Origin of the sequence: Streptomyces sp. ISL-10, from assembly GCF_018614575.1 — a bacterium.
Taxonomy (GTDB): Bacteria; Actinomycetota; Actinomycetes; order Streptomycetales; family Streptomycetaceae; genus Streptomyces.
Map to the genome: position 1 here is coordinate 65,163 of NZ_JAGGOJ010000011.1, position 14,117 is coordinate 79,279.

Genomic DNA, 14,117 nt, shown 5'->3' on the forward strand with positions numbered 1-14,117 from the left:
AGAGTCCCGTGCCGGAGGGAGAGGTCGCACTGGCCCTGGCCGAGCTGCGCAGCGCCCTGGAAGTGGGGCTCGCCCGCATCGACGGGCAGCTCGCGCTACTGGTGCAGCGCAGCGACCAGACCGACAAGGCGGTAGACGACCTGGAGGAGCGGGTCGCCTCGCTGGAGAGGTCGCGGTGGCCGCTGCCGACCATCGCTGTACTCGCGAGCATCACCGCGGTGGCGCTGACCGTGTTCGGTGTGATGCGCGGCTGAGACGAAGTACCCCTGGCCGATCCGGTGTTGTCCGACTCTGCGGATAGCGTGAGGGCACCATTTGTGTCTTCCTGCGGCCTGGGGGTCTTCGTGAACACAGAGCATCTGATCGTGACCGACTTGGAGGTGGACACCGCGCTCGCGGACCTGTCGGTCCCGCTCGCCGTCCGCGCCGTCTGGCAGCTCCTGTCGGAGTCCGACGTACGACTGGACGAAGCGATCGCCCTGGACGTGCCGGATGTGGAACTCGCTGATCGCCTCATCGTCTTCCACGACACCAAGGAGGGCGGCACCTACGAGGCGGGGATCACCTCCGCTACCGCCCATCAGCTGGCCGAGCTGATCGGCTCGCGGCCGAGCGGACCGGTGTTCACCATGGGGACGCGACGGCTACGGAAAGAAGAGGCCGCGGCGCGCTTTAGGGAAATCACCGGCAAGAGCGTGCACGCGCTGCGCTTCACCAGGCAGGCCCGGCGCCACCGGGGCAACGCCCGCCCCCAGCTCGTCGAACGTGCCGCGCCCGTTAAGGAGGCAGCGGAGCCCGCGTAGCCGGGCAGTACCGCGAGAAAGTAGACGGCCCCCGCCGGAGCGGGGGCCATCGGGGCCTCTTGGAGAAAGACCGTCGCCCACAATAGCAGCGTCCGCCCGAAGGCCGGCGGCACGGTGCGGTTACTCTTCCGTCGGCACGCGCGAGGCGAGAGAGCGAAGGACGGGGCGATGGATCGGCTCAAGCCGTATCTGGTGGGGCATCAGGAGTTTGCTGCCCTGTACGGGGTGGAGCCGCAGATGGTCGGGCAGTGGCTGAGCCCGAGCAGGCGCACCCTGGACCCGGCCACGGCCATGGTCGTCTCGGGTGTCCGCTACTGGCCGTTGGGCTTCGCGGTCCGCTACGGCACGACCACCACGCGGTTCAAGCAGGTCGACATACGCGTGAAAGAACGGCTCATCGCCGAGCAGGGCGAGGGCTGGGAAGCGGACCTCGGCGAGGAACTGCCCGCGATCGTCGGGCAGCAGGAGATCATCCAGATCTTCCACCTGCCCTCGCAGGGCAATCTCGCCACGGCGATCACCACCGGCCGGTTCCCTCCCCATGACTGGCTGCTGTCGGGATCGCCGCTGTGGCTGCTGGACACGGTGCTCGACGCGGTGCCCGAGCTCCGCGCCAGCGCCCGCAGCCTGCCGTGGGAGGTGGACGAGGCCGTCGTCGCCGCGCTGCGCGACGGCACCTACGACGGTCCCGGATCGAAAGTCCTCACGCGGGGACGACATGCGCGAAAGGGCCTCTGACCTGCGTAAACACTGTACGTAGAGCCGAAATGCGAATAAGATAAACGTATGCCCATTCGGGTTGGTCAATTCGCAAAGGAGGCAATCGTGCAGATCCTGCACACGTCTGCCGGTGATGGCGTCGCCGTCATGGGGGCGAAAGAAGTCCTGGTGATCGAGTCCGCTTTGTCGCTCTACGTGCTGGAGCACCCGGACTCCAATCTCGCCGTCCGCATGCTCGCCGATGTCTCACGGGTCAACGAGGAGCGGGAAGCGGCCATGGAGGAGGCGGCCGAGAGCGTGACCTCGGCCTGACCTTGGCGGGGCGAAGTCGCGCTCACCGCCGGTGGGGTTGATCATCCGGCCCCCATCCCTCAAGATGGGTGACATTCTTGAAATTGGTCATCAGGGGGTGGGGTATGGCAGCCGTCCAGGACGAGATTCCTGGTCTGGTGATCCACGCCGTGCGGCAGCCGGACGGTCAGGCGGCCACGATCCAGGCGCAGTTCGAGGCATTCCATCAGCTCAATCCATGGGTCCTGCGAGCCCTGGAGAGCCTGACCGCCGACTACCTCAAGCGCAGCGGCGGACGCGTCGGCATCGGGATGCTCTTCGAGGTCCTGCGCTGGCGCTACGCCACCGCCACCGAAGGCGACGAGTTCCGCCTCAACAACAACTTCCGCTCCCGGTACGTCCGGCTGCTCATCGAGCGCCACCCGGAGTGGGCCCCCGCATTCGAGGTCCGCGCCTTGCGGACCGACTGACCGAAGCTCTTGGAGAAACGTTGAACGACGAGCAACCCAGCGAGAACCAGGCCGTTGAAGGCACCGTCATGGAGGCACCCGCCAAGTCGACCTCCAGCGGAACCAGCGCCATCGTCCTGCGTGGCGACCAGCAAGAGTTCGACCACAAGCAGTTGAGCACCCTCGCCCTGATCAGCCCCGGGCTGGCCCATGCTCCCCGCGGGCACCTGGCGATGTTCTTCCACTACTGCGTCAGGACCGGTCTGGATCCTTTCGCCCGGCAGATCTACATGATCGGGCGCACGAACTGGAAGGCCGCCGACAACCCCGACGAGCCCGACAAGACGTGGACCATCCAGACCGGCATCGACGGCTTCCGGACGGTCGCCCACAGGGCCGCAGCCAGGGTCGGGGAGACGATCTCCTACGAGGACACCGTCTACTACGACTCCGAAGGCAAGGCCCACGACGTGTGGCTCTCGAAGGCGTACCCGGCCGCCGTCAAAGTCACCGTCCTGCGCGGGAGTGCCCGGTTCCCCTTCATCGCCAAGTGGGACGAGTTCGCCCCCACGTACTACGACCGCAAGAACAGCATGTACGTGGTGGCGAAGATGTGGCAGCAGATGCCCGCCCACATGCTGCGCAAGTGCTCCGAGGCCGGGTCCTTGAGGATGGCCGCTCCGCAGGACCTCTCCGGTGTGTACGTGGACGAGGAGATGGAGCAGGCCGACGCCGAGGCCGTCGTCGGGATCGCCGAAGACGCCGCCCAGCGCCTGCGGGCCGCCGCGGGCCTGGAAAACGGCGAACAGCACAGCGACGAGAGCGCCAGCAGTGCCGACGAGCCTGCCGCCGCTCCTGCCAGCAGGAAGGCGCCGGCGAAGCAGAAGCCCGCGCCGAAGAAGCGGACCACGCCGCAACCGGAGCAGCCCGAGGGCGCCGATGAGGCCCCGTCCGCGCGTCGGCGGGCCGCTCCCAAGAAGCGGACCACACCGGCCAAGGACGCCGCCGCCTCCTGACCTTCCCCCCATCCGCACGGGTGCCGCCCGCATCGCGGCGGGCGGCACCCCCTGTTCCTGGAGACCGAATTGACCATCACGGCCGAGCGGCCCGTCAGCCTGTGGCCCGCAGCCCACGCCGCTGACGCACGCCGCCCCCGCTCCCAGCAAACCAAGATCGGCGCCAGCGACACCGTGTGCGCGCGCCGCGCCGGATACCTCCTGCACGGCCGCACACCCACCGACGGCGGCGAGAAGCGCAAGGCGATCCTCGGGACCTGGCTGCACGCCGGAATCCTGGCCGCCGCCCGCGAAGAGCACGGGTGGATCATCGAGCGCCGCGTCGAGGACGACACGATCCGGGGCCACATCGACGCCGTCCAGCTCGACGGCGACACCGCCGCCCGCCTGCCGAGGCGGCTGCGCCCGAACCTCCCGGCCGAGGAGACGACCGTCGAGGACGTGAAGACCAAGAGCACCTACCAGTGGGACAACGTCCTGCGCTACGGGGCCAGCGACGCGGAGATCCGCCAAGTGCTGCTGTACGCGGACCTGCTGCGCAGCGAGGGCTTCGCGAATGTCGAGGGACAGCGGCAGCTCGCCCGCCTCGGTCCGGTGAACGTCGGCCGTATCCGCTTCCGGTTCATCAACCGCGACAACGGCGACGACCACATTCAGGAGATGGCGTTCAACGCCGAGCGTGCCACCGGCGCACGCTGGTGGGTACAGCAGGTCAGGGCCGCCAGCACGCCGGAGGAGCTGCCCCGCACATTCGAGGGGCCGGGCCTGTCGGCGATCTGCGACCACTGCCCCTTCAAGACCGCCTGCTGGGGGTCTGTCGCAGCCGGCCGCCGTCCGCAGAGCATCCTCATCCAGGACGATGCCGACCGGGAAGCGGCGCTGACGGAGTACGTCGAGGTCACCGCGGACATGAAGCCGCTCAAGGACCGCCTGAAGTTCCTGCGGCACAAGCTGGACGGCTCCGATGCGGGTGTCTACGGCGAGAACGTCCTGACGTGGAGCGGCGGCAATCCGACCAAGGTCGATGACGTGGACGCCATGGTCGCGCTGTACCGGCGTGCCGGCCTTGAGGTGCCGATGGCACCGGACGCATCGGCGATGAGGGCGCAGCTCAAGGCCGCGAACATACCCGTGCCCGTCCGGCTCGACCTCGACCGGCGCACGTCGGTGAGCATCAACGTCGCCCTGCGCAAGAAGCCCTGACCCCGCACCCCGAGAGGGGCAGGACCGCTGCTGGTCCTGCCCCTACCTCAGTGCGGCCTGAACCGGACGTGACCCAGAACAGACCCCGGTGTGGAGCACGGCAACCGCCGTCCTCCGCACCATCACCGAAATGCCCACACAACCCGAAGAGGTTTCGATGAGTGCCCAATTGATGCTGCTGGCCGCCAACTTGCCCGCTGGTGTGGTCAACCAGAGCCAGAAGCTGACCTTGATGAAGATGTGCGATTCCGCCGACGACGAGACCTGCAAGACCGATCCCGCTCTGGCGGGCCTGGCCGCGTGGGCGGGAGTCTCGGAGACGCGGGCGGCGAGCATCGTCACCGAGCTGGTCGCCAAGGAGCTCGTTGAACGCATCGAGACGGGCAGGGCCGGCCGTACGGTCGAGTACCGGGTGTTCCCGCTCGGCGTGCCCACCATGCCCGGCTGCGGCGACAAGGCCCTGTCATGAGCATTCACTTGATGGTGGCGGCGGGCTATCTGCCTGCTGGTGTGGTCAATCAGAGCCAGAAGCTGGCCTTGATGAAGATGTGTGATTCCGCCGACGACGAGACCCGCAGGTCCCGGCCGGGGCTGGCGCGTCTGGCCGCGTGGGTAGGGGTGTCGGACAAGCGGGCGGTGACCATCGTGACCGAGCTGGTCGCGAAGGGGCTCGTGGAACGCATCGAGACGGGCAGGGCCGGCCGCGCGGCCGAGTACCGGGTGTTCCCGCTGGGCGTACCGCCAGTCCCGGCCAAGGACGAGTTGCAATCCCGCAGGGAGCTGGAGCAGGCCGCGCCGAAGAACCCGCGCAAGGCACGCCTCGGAATCAAGCGTGCCGCGCCGTCGAAACCCGCCATGACCCACGAGGACATTGAAGCGCGCACCGCTCCGCGCACCCCACACGGAACAGAGCAGGGCAGCGGCCCAGGGTTTCACCCGCGAAACCCTGATGAGGACTCCCTCAGGGTTTCACCGGTGGAACCCCGAGGGTTCCACGAGTGGAACCCCGGGGGTTTCACCGGTGAAACCCCTTCCTTCCTTTGTCCTTCCTCTGTCCTTCCTTTCCCCCCTACCCCCACGGCTGACGCCGCGGGGGAGCCGAACCGGGCCGGTGAACAACAGCCGCCGACCGGCTGTTCCAAGCACCCGCAGCCGGTCGGCAACTGCCGGGGGTGCGGCACCAACCCGCGGGCCGGTCGTGAACAGGCCCGGCGCGAGGCCGCCGAGAACGAGCACGCCTCGCAGCAGCAGTGGCTGAGGGAGTTCCTCGCCGAGCAGGAGCGCCGGGTTGCCGAGGCGGACCCGGCAGCGTTGGCGATGGCCCGTCAGCGCACGAAGGAGCTGGCCCGCAGGGGGCGCATGCCCCCATCCAACTCAGCTGACAGATAGGCCATTTGCAAGATCACAAACATTGACGCCCCGGTGTATACGATTAAGATATAAGGACAAGTTCGAAACCCCTTCGAACCCGACCTCTTGGAGCTCTCATGACCGTCGCGACTCTCGACCCCGCCGCCTACGTCGTCATCGGCGAAGTCATCCACGGCCCGCACGCCACACCCGTCCTCGCCGAGGGGCTGTTCTGCTCCATCGAGTGCGCCGCCGACGGGGTGCGCGAGCTGACCGTTTCGATCGGCGAGCGTGAGCGCGGCTCGGCGTTCGTCCTCTGGCACAAGGGCCGCCCCGTCGGCTGCTCCGTCACCCGAGGCGGGCAAATGTGGGTGGTGCAGGTCCTCGCCTCGCACGAACTGCCTACCGCAGGCTGAACGCACACCTAGAGATAGGTGACATTTTTCAATGGCGGGCGCCCGATGGGCGCCCGCCTGCCCCATCGCTCTTGGAGAGAGACATGACCATCGCGGCACTGCCCGACCACAACAACCTCACCGACCCGCTGTGGCTGAAGCTGTTCCACGGCTACCGCCACGTCATCACCCCCCTGCGCCACAACGGCTGGACCACCGACGTCGACCTGGACGGCCGTATCCGCGCCGACCTCGGCGACGGCACCGAGCTGGTCATCGCCGCAACACACGAGCTGCCCACCGATCCCAGCGAGGTGGACGGCTGGACGGTGCTGCGCCAGAACATCGACGACCCCGGCGTGCACACCGCCCTGTACGACTCCACCCCCGACGGCCCTCAGAGCCACCACGGCACCAGCCTCACCCCGATGTTCGCGCGCATCGACGAGCTGAAGGTCCCCAAGGCCACGACGCGGCTGATCGTCTCGGCCACGCACACCGCCCCCTACGGCGCCAACCACAACCAGACCGGCGGCATCGAGGCCCCCGGAACGGCCGTGGCCCGCTTCTTCGAGTGGTCCCGGCGCCTGGTCACCGCAGAGGGCTACCGCCAGGTGTGGGAGCGCCCGGAGCGGGACGGCCTTCCGCTGGCGCTGTTCGAGCGCGTCGGCCACATCACCACTGTCCGCATCACGCGCAGCGATGACTGACCGGCCGTGCCGCGCCCCGCGCCCCACCGGGGGCATGGGCCGGTGATCTGGCTGCTGATCGCTTGCCTCCTCGGCCTCGCGGCGTTCACCGCCCTCGGGATCGAGGACAGCCGCCACCACCGCGCGTTACGCGCACCCGACGAATCCTGACCACGGCCGCCCGGCCCGCTCTACCGGGCCGGGCGGCCCCGCATCTTGGAGACCACCGACTTGCCCCGTGCCATATCCCTGCTCTGTGGAGCAGGCGGAGACGCCACCGGCCTGAAGGAAGCCGGATACGAGCCGATCCTCGGCATCAACCACTGGCAACCCGCCGTCGATACATTCGCGCTCAACCACCCCACCGCCGCCGCGCGCTGCGCCGACATCCAGAACTACCCCATGCGCTGGCTGCCGCAGGCCCTCATCTTGTGGGCCAGTGTCATCTGCACCGAGATCAGCCCCGCCGGCGGCAAGAAGCGCCAGGCTGACCCCGCGCAGGAAGCCCTCTTCGAGGAAGAGGAGCAGTGGCGGGAGCTGCCGCCGGAAGCCTTCGAGCAGACCCGGGTGACCGCGTGGTGCGTGTTGCGCGCCGCCGAGGCCAAACGGTTCCCCTGCGTGGTCGTCGAGAACGTGGTGGAGTTCATCACCGACTGGATCTTGTTCCCCGAGTGGATCAGGGCCATGAAGAAGCTGGGCTACCGCGTCCAGATCGTCTCGGTGTCCTCCGCGCACGTCGGCTCGGAGACCAACCCGTACGCGCCGCAGTGGCGCGACAGGATTTACGTAGTTTTCACCCTGACCGGTGTGCGCCGTCCCGACTTGAGCCCGCGTCCGCTCGCGTACTGCGTCGAGTGCGGCCAGGACGTGAAGGCCCGGCAGAGCTGGCGGAATTCGAAGGTCCGCGTCGGCAAGTACCAGCAGCAGTACGACTACCGGTGCCCCCACACGCGCTGCGGCCACGCCCTGGTGGAGCCGTACGTGCGTCCCGCGTCCGACGTGATCATGTGGGACGACATCGGCCAGCGCATCGGCGACCGCACCCGGCCGCTGGTGCCGAACACGATGCGGCGTATCGAAGCTGGGCTGGTCAAGTTCCCGTTCGAGCCCAGCGTTGTCACCCTCACCCACGGCAAGGACGGCACTGACCGCGCCTTCGCCCCGTACACGAGGCCGCTGCCGACCCGCACGGCCAAGCTCGGCGAAGCCCTGCTCGTGCCGGTCGGCGGCTCGTGGAATGACACCCCGTCCTCGGTCGGCGTGCCCATGCGCACCCGCACGACGCGCGAGAGCGAGGCCCTGGTCACGATCGATCCGGCCCCGTTCATCGTGGAGTTCCGCAACCACTGTGACGCGGCGCCGGTGGACAACCCGCTCAGCACGATCAGCACGGCACGCCACCACGGCCTGGTGGTGCCCGACGGCGCGGCTCGCGACCGGGCCCGCAACACGCTGGTCATCCCGTACCGCAAGAGCGCCCCAAAGACGGCGGCCGAGCCCCTGCACACCCTGGCCACCCGTGACTCGGCGGCCCTGGTGCGCACCGCGCCCGCCATCGAGGACTGCTTCTTCCGCATGCTCCAGCCCCGCGAGCAGCTCTCGGCGCAGCGGTTCCCCGAGACGTACCAGGTCGTCGGCTCCAAGGCCGCCCAGACCCAGCAGGCCGGCAACGCCGTGAGCGTCAACGTCGCCCGCTGGATCGGCGAACGCCTCAAGCCCGTCCTGGCCTGACCCTGACCCCACGAAAGGACCACAGCACCATGTCCCCTGCCACGGCCGACCACCTGGCCATCCTCGCCCAACAGCGCGACGAGCTGGACGCCGAGCGGCGGCGCATCGAGAAGGCGCACTGCCTGGCCGTCCTCGACCACATCGCCGCTCAGATCCGCGCCCTGTGCCCGGAGGCCGTGTACGTCGCCTTCGCCTACTACGGCAACACACGGACCCTGGACGTGCACGGAGTGCTCGGCGCACAGCCCAGCCCGCTGGGCACCTGCCCCGAACTGTGGGACGTCAGCAACGAGGAGCACCCGCTCGCCGGCATCGCCGAGGAGATCGAACTCGACGTGCAAAGCGCGCTCGCGCCGTACGACTCCCCGGTCTGGGCCACGGTCAGGCGCAACACGGCGAGCGACGGCAACAGCTGGCTGCTGGAGCTGCCCCCGCCCGACCGCGCCGCGCGCATCGCCCAACTGGTGCACGAGCACCACCCCGAGGCCACCGCCATCATCGTGGACGGACACAGCGCCGGGGGCCGCATCATCGAGATCGTCGAAGGCGCCGCCGAGGACGGCACCCAGAACCTCACCACCCAGCGCCGCTGGACGGGCGAATGCGACGACGTCCTCACGCGGCTGGTGGGCCAGCTCTTCGCCATACCGGCCCTGGCTGGCCGCCACCTCACCCCGCTCTACGACTACCGGCACCCCTACGGCACCAGCAGCGATCTCGTACGCCTGATGACGCTGCCGCCGACCGCGTAGCCGCCGTTGCCGGAGAGCATCTGATGAGCGGCACCTGGTGGATCAGCGAGGCACCGTGCACGGGGGACACGCGCTTCACCCCCGACGACGCGACCGCGGACTCGCTCAGGACGCCGCAGACACGAGCCCTCCTGGTCGTGTGCCAGGAGTGCCCGTTCCGATCGCGGTGCATCGCCCTGGTCATGCCGCGCCGCTCCCGCTTCGACGGGATCTGCGGCGGACGCCTGTGGCTGGACGGCAAGATCCGCGACACCTGCAAGGGCGCTCATTCCGACGAACTCGAGGAAGGCAGCGCCCCCATCACCCACGGCACCGAGGCCGGAGCCCGCGCCCACAACCGGCGCGGGGAATCAGCCTGCTCCCTGTGCCGGGAAGCGGGGCGGCTCGCCCAAGCCCGCCGACGCGAGCAGAAGCGAGCGCCACGCACCTGACTCCCACACACCCAACACGCCCCTAGGAGCGACATGTTCACCATCGAGGCGGTCAAGCTGGCCGCCATCCTCGACAAGGTCACCCCACATCGCCCGGCCGGACCCGACATGGACCACCTGGACGTGGTCGTCCTCGACTGCACCCGGCGCTGGCTGCACGTCGCCGCCGGTGGAGACCGCACGCTGGCGGTCGCCCGCACCCGTGTGGACGGCGCCGCGCACTGGATAGCCCCCGTGGCCTTCGACGAGATCTCGGCCCTGCGCGGCTGGCTGGAGTCCTCCCGCCACGTCCGGGTGGAGAACCTGCTGGACAGCGGCCTTCCCCGGCTGCGTTTTTCCGAAGGCGCGGCGCAGATCACGGTGCCGATCGCCACGTACGCGGCCGACTTGCCCTGGCGCGAGCTGCTGCGCGCCGAGGCCCAGCCGACCTCCTACGCTCGCGCTGCCGTCCGGCTGAGCGCGGCCGACCTCGCCCTGTGGGAGCACGCCGGCGAGGAGGTCGACATCCGTCACGGCGCCATGCGGGCGGCACTCGTGGTCAGGGGGACCAACTTCATCGGCTTGCAGATGCCGCGCCCCGGCGCCCGCGAGGGAGAGGCACTGGCTGGATGGGCTGCCTCGCTGCGGGCGCAATGCTTCCTGCACGAGGGCGTGTCCTACGAGGTCGGAGCCCGCTACGCCGACCGGTTCGGGTGCCAGTGGCTGATGCCCGCGCGGCCCGCGCCCGGCGAGGAGCCGGTCGTCGTGGTGGCGGACCGCTCCGGCGTCGTCCTCCCGCTGACCGCCGTGCTCGCGGTCGGCGGAAGCCTGCTGCGCCTCCCGGCGTAAGCAAGGCCGCCATATAGATGACATTTTTGAAACTGGCAGTGTTGATCGCTGGCGGCGGAGAAGGCCCGCATTCCGGTGCCGGGCCCGAGGGCGACTCCGGCATCGGCCTCAACCCGCTCCCGGCCGCGTGGCGCGCCCCGACCCGCACTCCCGACCCGTACGGCGCACGAAGTGAGAGGAACACTGTGAACAAGGCCCAGCTCATCGAAGCCGTCGCCGCCAAGACCGGTGGCCGTGCCCAAGCGACCCTCGCGGTAGAGACCGTGCTCGACGTCATCGTGCGCACCGTCGCCGCCGGTGAGGCGGTCTCGGTCACCGGGTTCGGCACCCTCGTGCCCAAGGCCAGCCCGGCCCGCGTTGGGCGCAACCCGCAGACCGGTGACGAGGTGAAGGTGCCTGCCTCCCGCGTCATCAGGTTCCGGCCCGGCACGCGTTTCCGTGACCTCGTCTCCGGCCGCTCCCCCATGCCCGCCTTCGGCAACTGCATCCAGAAGGCCCCCAAGACGCCCCGCCCGTAACCGCCGCACACCAGGTGCCGCCCCAGCCTGTGCTGGGGCGGCACTGCCGAAGGAACCAAGATGCATCACCCTTTGGGAACCGAGATAGAAGCCACCGCGAAGTGGCTGGAGGAACACGCCGCGCCCGGCGCCGCCACCGTCCTGCGCCGCGTCGCCCGCCAGCGCGACCAGGCCCGCGCGCAGCTGTCGGCCTACCGTCGCACCACCGCCAACCGTTACCGCCTGGCGTGGCACTCCGCTCGTCAGCGCGCTCGCGAAGCCAACGCGACTGCCGAGCGGCTGGCCCAGGTGGCCAACGGCATGCAGGAGTTGCTGGGGGAGGACGTGCGCCGTCTTATGGCGCTCAACGAGGAGCACACCCGTACCAACGCGATGCTGCGCACGGACATGGCGCGCCTTCAGGTCTTGGCCGAGCGCGCCGGATGGGTGCCCGATTCGGAGGCGCGGCGTATGTGGCGCTGGCGCGAAGGCTGGTGGGAGCTGGCCTACCGCAAGAAGAACAGTAAGGACGGGTACCACGACAGCGGCTGGTACCTCTGGGGCCCTGCGGAGAGCTACTTCGGCGAGTGGGTCGCGCAGCTCAAGGTGCCCGCGATGACGGAGGCCGACCGGCTCATCACCAAGCACCTGGCTGCCGTGGCGGAGGCGAAGCGGTGACCGCCCAGCTCGAACTGACCTGCGCCGCGCGGCTGCGGCCCGAGCTGGCCGAGGAATACGCGGACCTGGAAGGCGAGATGGGCGAGCCGTTCCGCCGCGACTTGGCGATGGCCGAGGTCATCGATCGCGCAGGGACAGCCGCATGACGGCGCTGCTGCAAAGCGCGCCCGTCACCCTGCCCAGCGTCCAGGAGAAAGGGGAGTGGCAGCCCCGCGTGATCGGGCTGGACCTCTCCTTGACCTCCACCGGCATTGCGGGCACGGACTGGGCATTGGCCGCCCGCCCTGGCAAGCGGCGCAGCCACGAGAGGCTGGACTGGCTCGTGAGTGCCATCGGCCTGTGCGTGAAGGACGGTGCCGACCTGGTGGTGGTCGAGGGCGCGGCGTACGCGCAGGGCGGCCAGGCCGGGCACCATGAACTGGCCGGCCTGTGGTGGCTGGTGACGCAGTACCTGTGGCGCCACCGCATCCCGTACGCCGTGGCCAACCCTCATCACCGCACGATCTACGCCACCGGCCGCGCGAACCCTGCCCAGCACCTGCCGCGCAAGGAGCGGTCCAGGGTGGCCAAGGGGATGGTGCGCAGCGCGGCCGTCGAGCGGTACGGCGTCGAGTGCGAGGGGCCCGGCCGCTACGACCAAGCTGACGCCACGATCCTCGCGGCGATGGGCCTGGACTGGCTCGGCTACCCCACGGTCCCGGTGCCGGACACCCACCGGCGGGCGCTGGAGGCGGTGCGGTGGCCCGCCCTCATTCCGGCCGCTGCGGATTAGGGAATTGAATTGCGGAAAATCAATTCGAATTCAATTGGGCAAACCTTGCTTTTGGGGTATTTGCGATTAAGATATAAATAAGAAGTTCGGAAACGCCGAACTAAACGGAAAGGGTTTCGGAATGGGGCACCTTCCCTATCGGCAGCTCGACAACGGCCGGGCGGCCGTCGATGAGCAGGTCCTGATCGCAGCCTTCGCCGACAGCGAGATCACCTACGACATCTCAGCGGCCGAGCGGTTCTGCACTCTCACCCACCAGGGCGTGAGCTGGACGGTGGTCAACTTCGACCTCATCTCCACCGTCACCGCTGACGAGAACAACAGCGGATACCCGATCACCCGCATCATCGACCGCCCGCTCACCCACGCCATGTTCGCCAAAGTCGTGCAATTCCACACGGTCCCGTAACCCGAAACCTCATCCCTGCAACCGCGCCCCCCGGCCCACCGCCGGGGGGCGCACCCATACGCGCAAGCGTCTCTTGGAGAACATCACCATGACCTACGGCCGAGGAGTCCAACTCCTCTCCGAACAGATCGGCGTCGAGCCCGACCACGTCGCCCGCGCCCTGCGCATCGCGACCCGCACCCACGCCGCCATCCAGGCCACCCGCTACGGCCAGCTGACCGCCGAGCAGTTCCGCCGCCTGATCGACAACGACCACTACACCGTCGCCATCGTCGGCAACCTCGCCATGCGCCTCGCGGGCCGCATCGAGGACGCCCACCTGCTCATGGACGTCTACAAGGCCAGCGTCGGCGCCACCGTCCACCGCCCCGTGATCCGCGAAGGCGTCGGCACCCTGCCCCAGTTCCACAATCACCCCCGCGTGCAGCAGGTCATCCGCATCCTCCAGGCCGCCGACCTGCCGCCCATCCACACCGACGGCACCCGCGAACTCGCCCCCGGCTTCCAGGTCGACCCCGGCTGCGAAGACGAAATGCCCGGCTGGGTCTTCATCCAGCCCGACCCCGACGCCGAGCACCGCACCGGCTTCGCCGGCGGCCGACTCGGCTACCTCGCCGTCATGCGCTGGGCCGGATGGGGCGTCATCACCGAACCCCTGCCCGGCGGCCTGTGGGCCGCCTGCCACCCCGACTACCGGAACAACCCCTTCCCCTCCTGACCGCACCCGCCCCCGGCCCGCCCACCAGCGGGCCGGGGCGGCCCACCCGAGAAAGGCCATCAGCACAGTGAAGTTCCCGGTAGACGACGAAACGCTCAGCGCCTGGTCCGCCCTCCTCGGCCTCAGTGACGAGCAGAAGACCGCCACGCTCGAAGACATCGAGAAAACGCTCCGCACGGGCTACACCTACCGCCCGCTCGCCCTGCGCCACCTGTCCTTCGAGGAACTGACTGCGGACATGGACGTCGATGAACTCGCCCTGATGTTCCTGGCAACCGGCCTACGCCACGCCGGACACCCCGAGGCCGCCCACGCCGTGGAGGTGCGCGGGCTCGTCGCCCAATTCCAAGCCCGAACCGACAACTGACCCCACGCCCCACGCACC

Annotated in this window: 22 protein-coding genes; all 22 read left to right on the forward strand. The window is 69.1% G+C overall.

Going from position 1 to position 14,117, the window contains the following annotated elements; all coding sequences use genetic code 11:
* The first annotated feature begins 8 nt into the window (after positions 1-8).
* Positions 9-254: a hypothetical protein gene (locus J7E88_RS12890; protein WP_215094027.1), complete on the forward strand. Its 246-nt coding sequence runs from the start codon at positions 9-11 to the stop codon at positions 252-254.
* 111 nt (positions 255-365) lie between these two features.
* Complete coding sequence (locus J7E88_RS12895) at positions 366-803, forward strand: hypothetical protein (protein ID WP_215094029.1); 438 nt, start codon at positions 366-368, stop codon at positions 801-803.
* 168 nt (positions 804-971) lie between these two features.
* The gene (locus tag J7E88_RS12900) at positions 972-1,541 is read left to right on the forward strand and encodes a hypothetical protein (RefSeq protein ID WP_215180345.1); all 570 of its coding nucleotides are present in this window, start codon (positions 972-974) and stop codon (positions 1,539-1,541) included.
* Positions 1,542-1,628: 87 nt separating this feature from the next.
* Positions 1,629-1,835 (forward strand): hypothetical protein, encoded by a 207-nt coding sequence (locus J7E88_RS12905; RefSeq protein ID WP_215180347.1) that lies wholly within the window; start codon positions 1,629-1,631, stop codon positions 1,833-1,835.
* A 104-nt stretch (positions 1,836-1,939) separates the two neighbouring features.
* Positions 1,940-2,284 carry a hypothetical protein gene (locus J7E88_RS12910; RefSeq protein WP_215094035.1) on the forward strand — a complete coding sequence of 115 codons (345 nt, stop codon included), beginning with the start codon at positions 1,940-1,942 and terminating at the stop codon, positions 2,282-2,284.
* Between the two features lie 20 nt (positions 2,285-2,304).
* On the forward strand, positions 2,305-3,279 hold the full coding sequence (locus J7E88_RS12915) for a recombinase RecT (RefSeq protein ID WP_215180349.1): 975 nt from the start codon (positions 2,305-2,307) through the stop codon (positions 3,277-3,279).
* Positions 3,280-3,348: 69 nt separating this feature from the next.
* Positions 3,349-4,482 (forward strand): PD-(D/E)XK nuclease family protein, encoded by a 1,134-nt coding sequence (locus tag J7E88_RS12920; protein WP_251022548.1) that lies wholly within the window; start codon positions 3,349-3,351, stop codon positions 4,480-4,482.
* 157 nt (positions 4,483-4,639) lie between these two features.
* A complete protein-coding gene (locus tag J7E88_RS12925; protein ID WP_215180351.1) occupies positions 4,640-4,951 on the forward strand; it encodes a hypothetical protein in 312 nt (103 codons plus the stop codon).
* An 11-nt stretch (positions 4,952-4,962) separates the two neighbouring features.
* Positions 4,963-5,871 (forward strand): helix-turn-helix domain-containing protein, encoded by a 909-nt coding sequence (locus J7E88_RS12930; protein WP_215180353.1) that lies wholly within the window; start codon positions 4,963-4,965, stop codon positions 5,869-5,871.
* Between the two features lie 98 nt (positions 5,872-5,969).
* Complete coding sequence (locus J7E88_RS12935; protein ID WP_215180355.1) at positions 5,970-6,248, forward strand: hypothetical protein; 279 nt, start codon at positions 5,970-5,972, stop codon at positions 6,246-6,248.
* An 83-nt stretch (positions 6,249-6,331) separates the two neighbouring features.
* Positions 6,332-6,937 carry a hypothetical protein gene (locus J7E88_RS12940; RefSeq protein ID WP_215180357.1) on the forward strand — a complete coding sequence of 202 codons (606 nt, stop codon included), beginning with the start codon at positions 6,332-6,334 and terminating at the stop codon, positions 6,935-6,937.
* A gap of 210 nt (positions 6,938-7,147) precedes the next feature.
* Complete coding sequence (locus J7E88_RS12945; protein ID WP_215180359.1) at positions 7,148-8,647, forward strand: DNA cytosine methyltransferase; 1,500 nt, start codon at positions 7,148-7,150, stop codon at positions 8,645-8,647.
* A gap of 29 nt (positions 8,648-8,676) precedes the next feature.
* A complete protein-coding gene (locus tag J7E88_RS12950) occupies positions 8,677-9,399 on the forward strand; it encodes a hypothetical protein (protein ID WP_215180361.1) in 723 nt (240 codons plus the stop codon).
* 23 nt (positions 9,400-9,422) lie between these two features.
* Positions 9,423-9,830 carry a hypothetical protein gene (locus J7E88_RS12955; protein WP_215180363.1) on the forward strand — a complete coding sequence of 136 codons (408 nt, stop codon included), beginning with the start codon at positions 9,423-9,425 and terminating at the stop codon, positions 9,828-9,830.
* Positions 9,831-9,863: 33 nt separating this feature from the next.
* Positions 9,864-10,658, forward strand: coding sequence for a hypothetical protein (locus J7E88_RS12960; protein WP_215180365.1), 795 nt, complete (start codon positions 9,864-9,866; stop codon positions 10,656-10,658).
* A gap of 185 nt (positions 10,659-10,843) precedes the next feature.
* Positions 10,844-11,176 (forward strand): HU family DNA-binding protein, encoded by a 333-nt coding sequence (locus tag J7E88_RS12965; protein ID WP_215180368.1) that lies wholly within the window; start codon positions 10,844-10,846, stop codon positions 11,174-11,176.
* Positions 11,177-11,236: 60 nt separating this feature from the next.
* Positions 11,237-11,833 carry a hypothetical protein gene (locus J7E88_RS12970; RefSeq protein WP_215180370.1) on the forward strand — a complete coding sequence of 199 codons (597 nt, stop codon included), beginning with the start codon at positions 11,237-11,239 and terminating at the stop codon, positions 11,831-11,833.
* Entirely contained in the window at positions 11,830-11,979 is a 150-nt protein-coding gene (locus tag J7E88_RS12975) for a hypothetical protein (RefSeq protein WP_215180372.1), read from the forward strand. The genes J7E88_RS12970 and J7E88_RS12975 overlap by 4 nt, the downstream gene beginning before the upstream one ends.
* Positions 11,976-12,605, forward strand: a complete 630-nt coding sequence (locus J7E88_RS12980; RefSeq protein ID WP_251022550.1) for a hypothetical protein — start codon at positions 11,976-11,978, stop codon at positions 12,603-12,605. The genes J7E88_RS12975 and J7E88_RS12980 overlap by 4 nt, the downstream gene beginning before the upstream one ends.
* 121 nt (positions 12,606-12,726) lie before the next feature.
* On the forward strand, positions 12,727-13,014 hold the full coding sequence (locus J7E88_RS12985; protein WP_215180374.1) for a hypothetical protein: 288 nt from the start codon (positions 12,727-12,729) through the stop codon (positions 13,012-13,014).
* Positions 13,015-13,102: 88 nt separating this feature from the next.
* Positions 13,103-13,732, forward strand: a complete 630-nt coding sequence (locus J7E88_RS12990; protein ID WP_215180375.1) for a hypothetical protein — start codon at positions 13,103-13,105, stop codon at positions 13,730-13,732.
* Between the two features lie 67 nt (positions 13,733-13,799).
* Positions 13,800-14,099 (forward strand): hypothetical protein, encoded by a 300-nt coding sequence (locus tag J7E88_RS12995; RefSeq protein WP_215180377.1) that lies wholly within the window; start codon positions 13,800-13,802, stop codon positions 14,097-14,099.
* Positions 14,100-14,117: the final 18 nt, after the last annotated feature.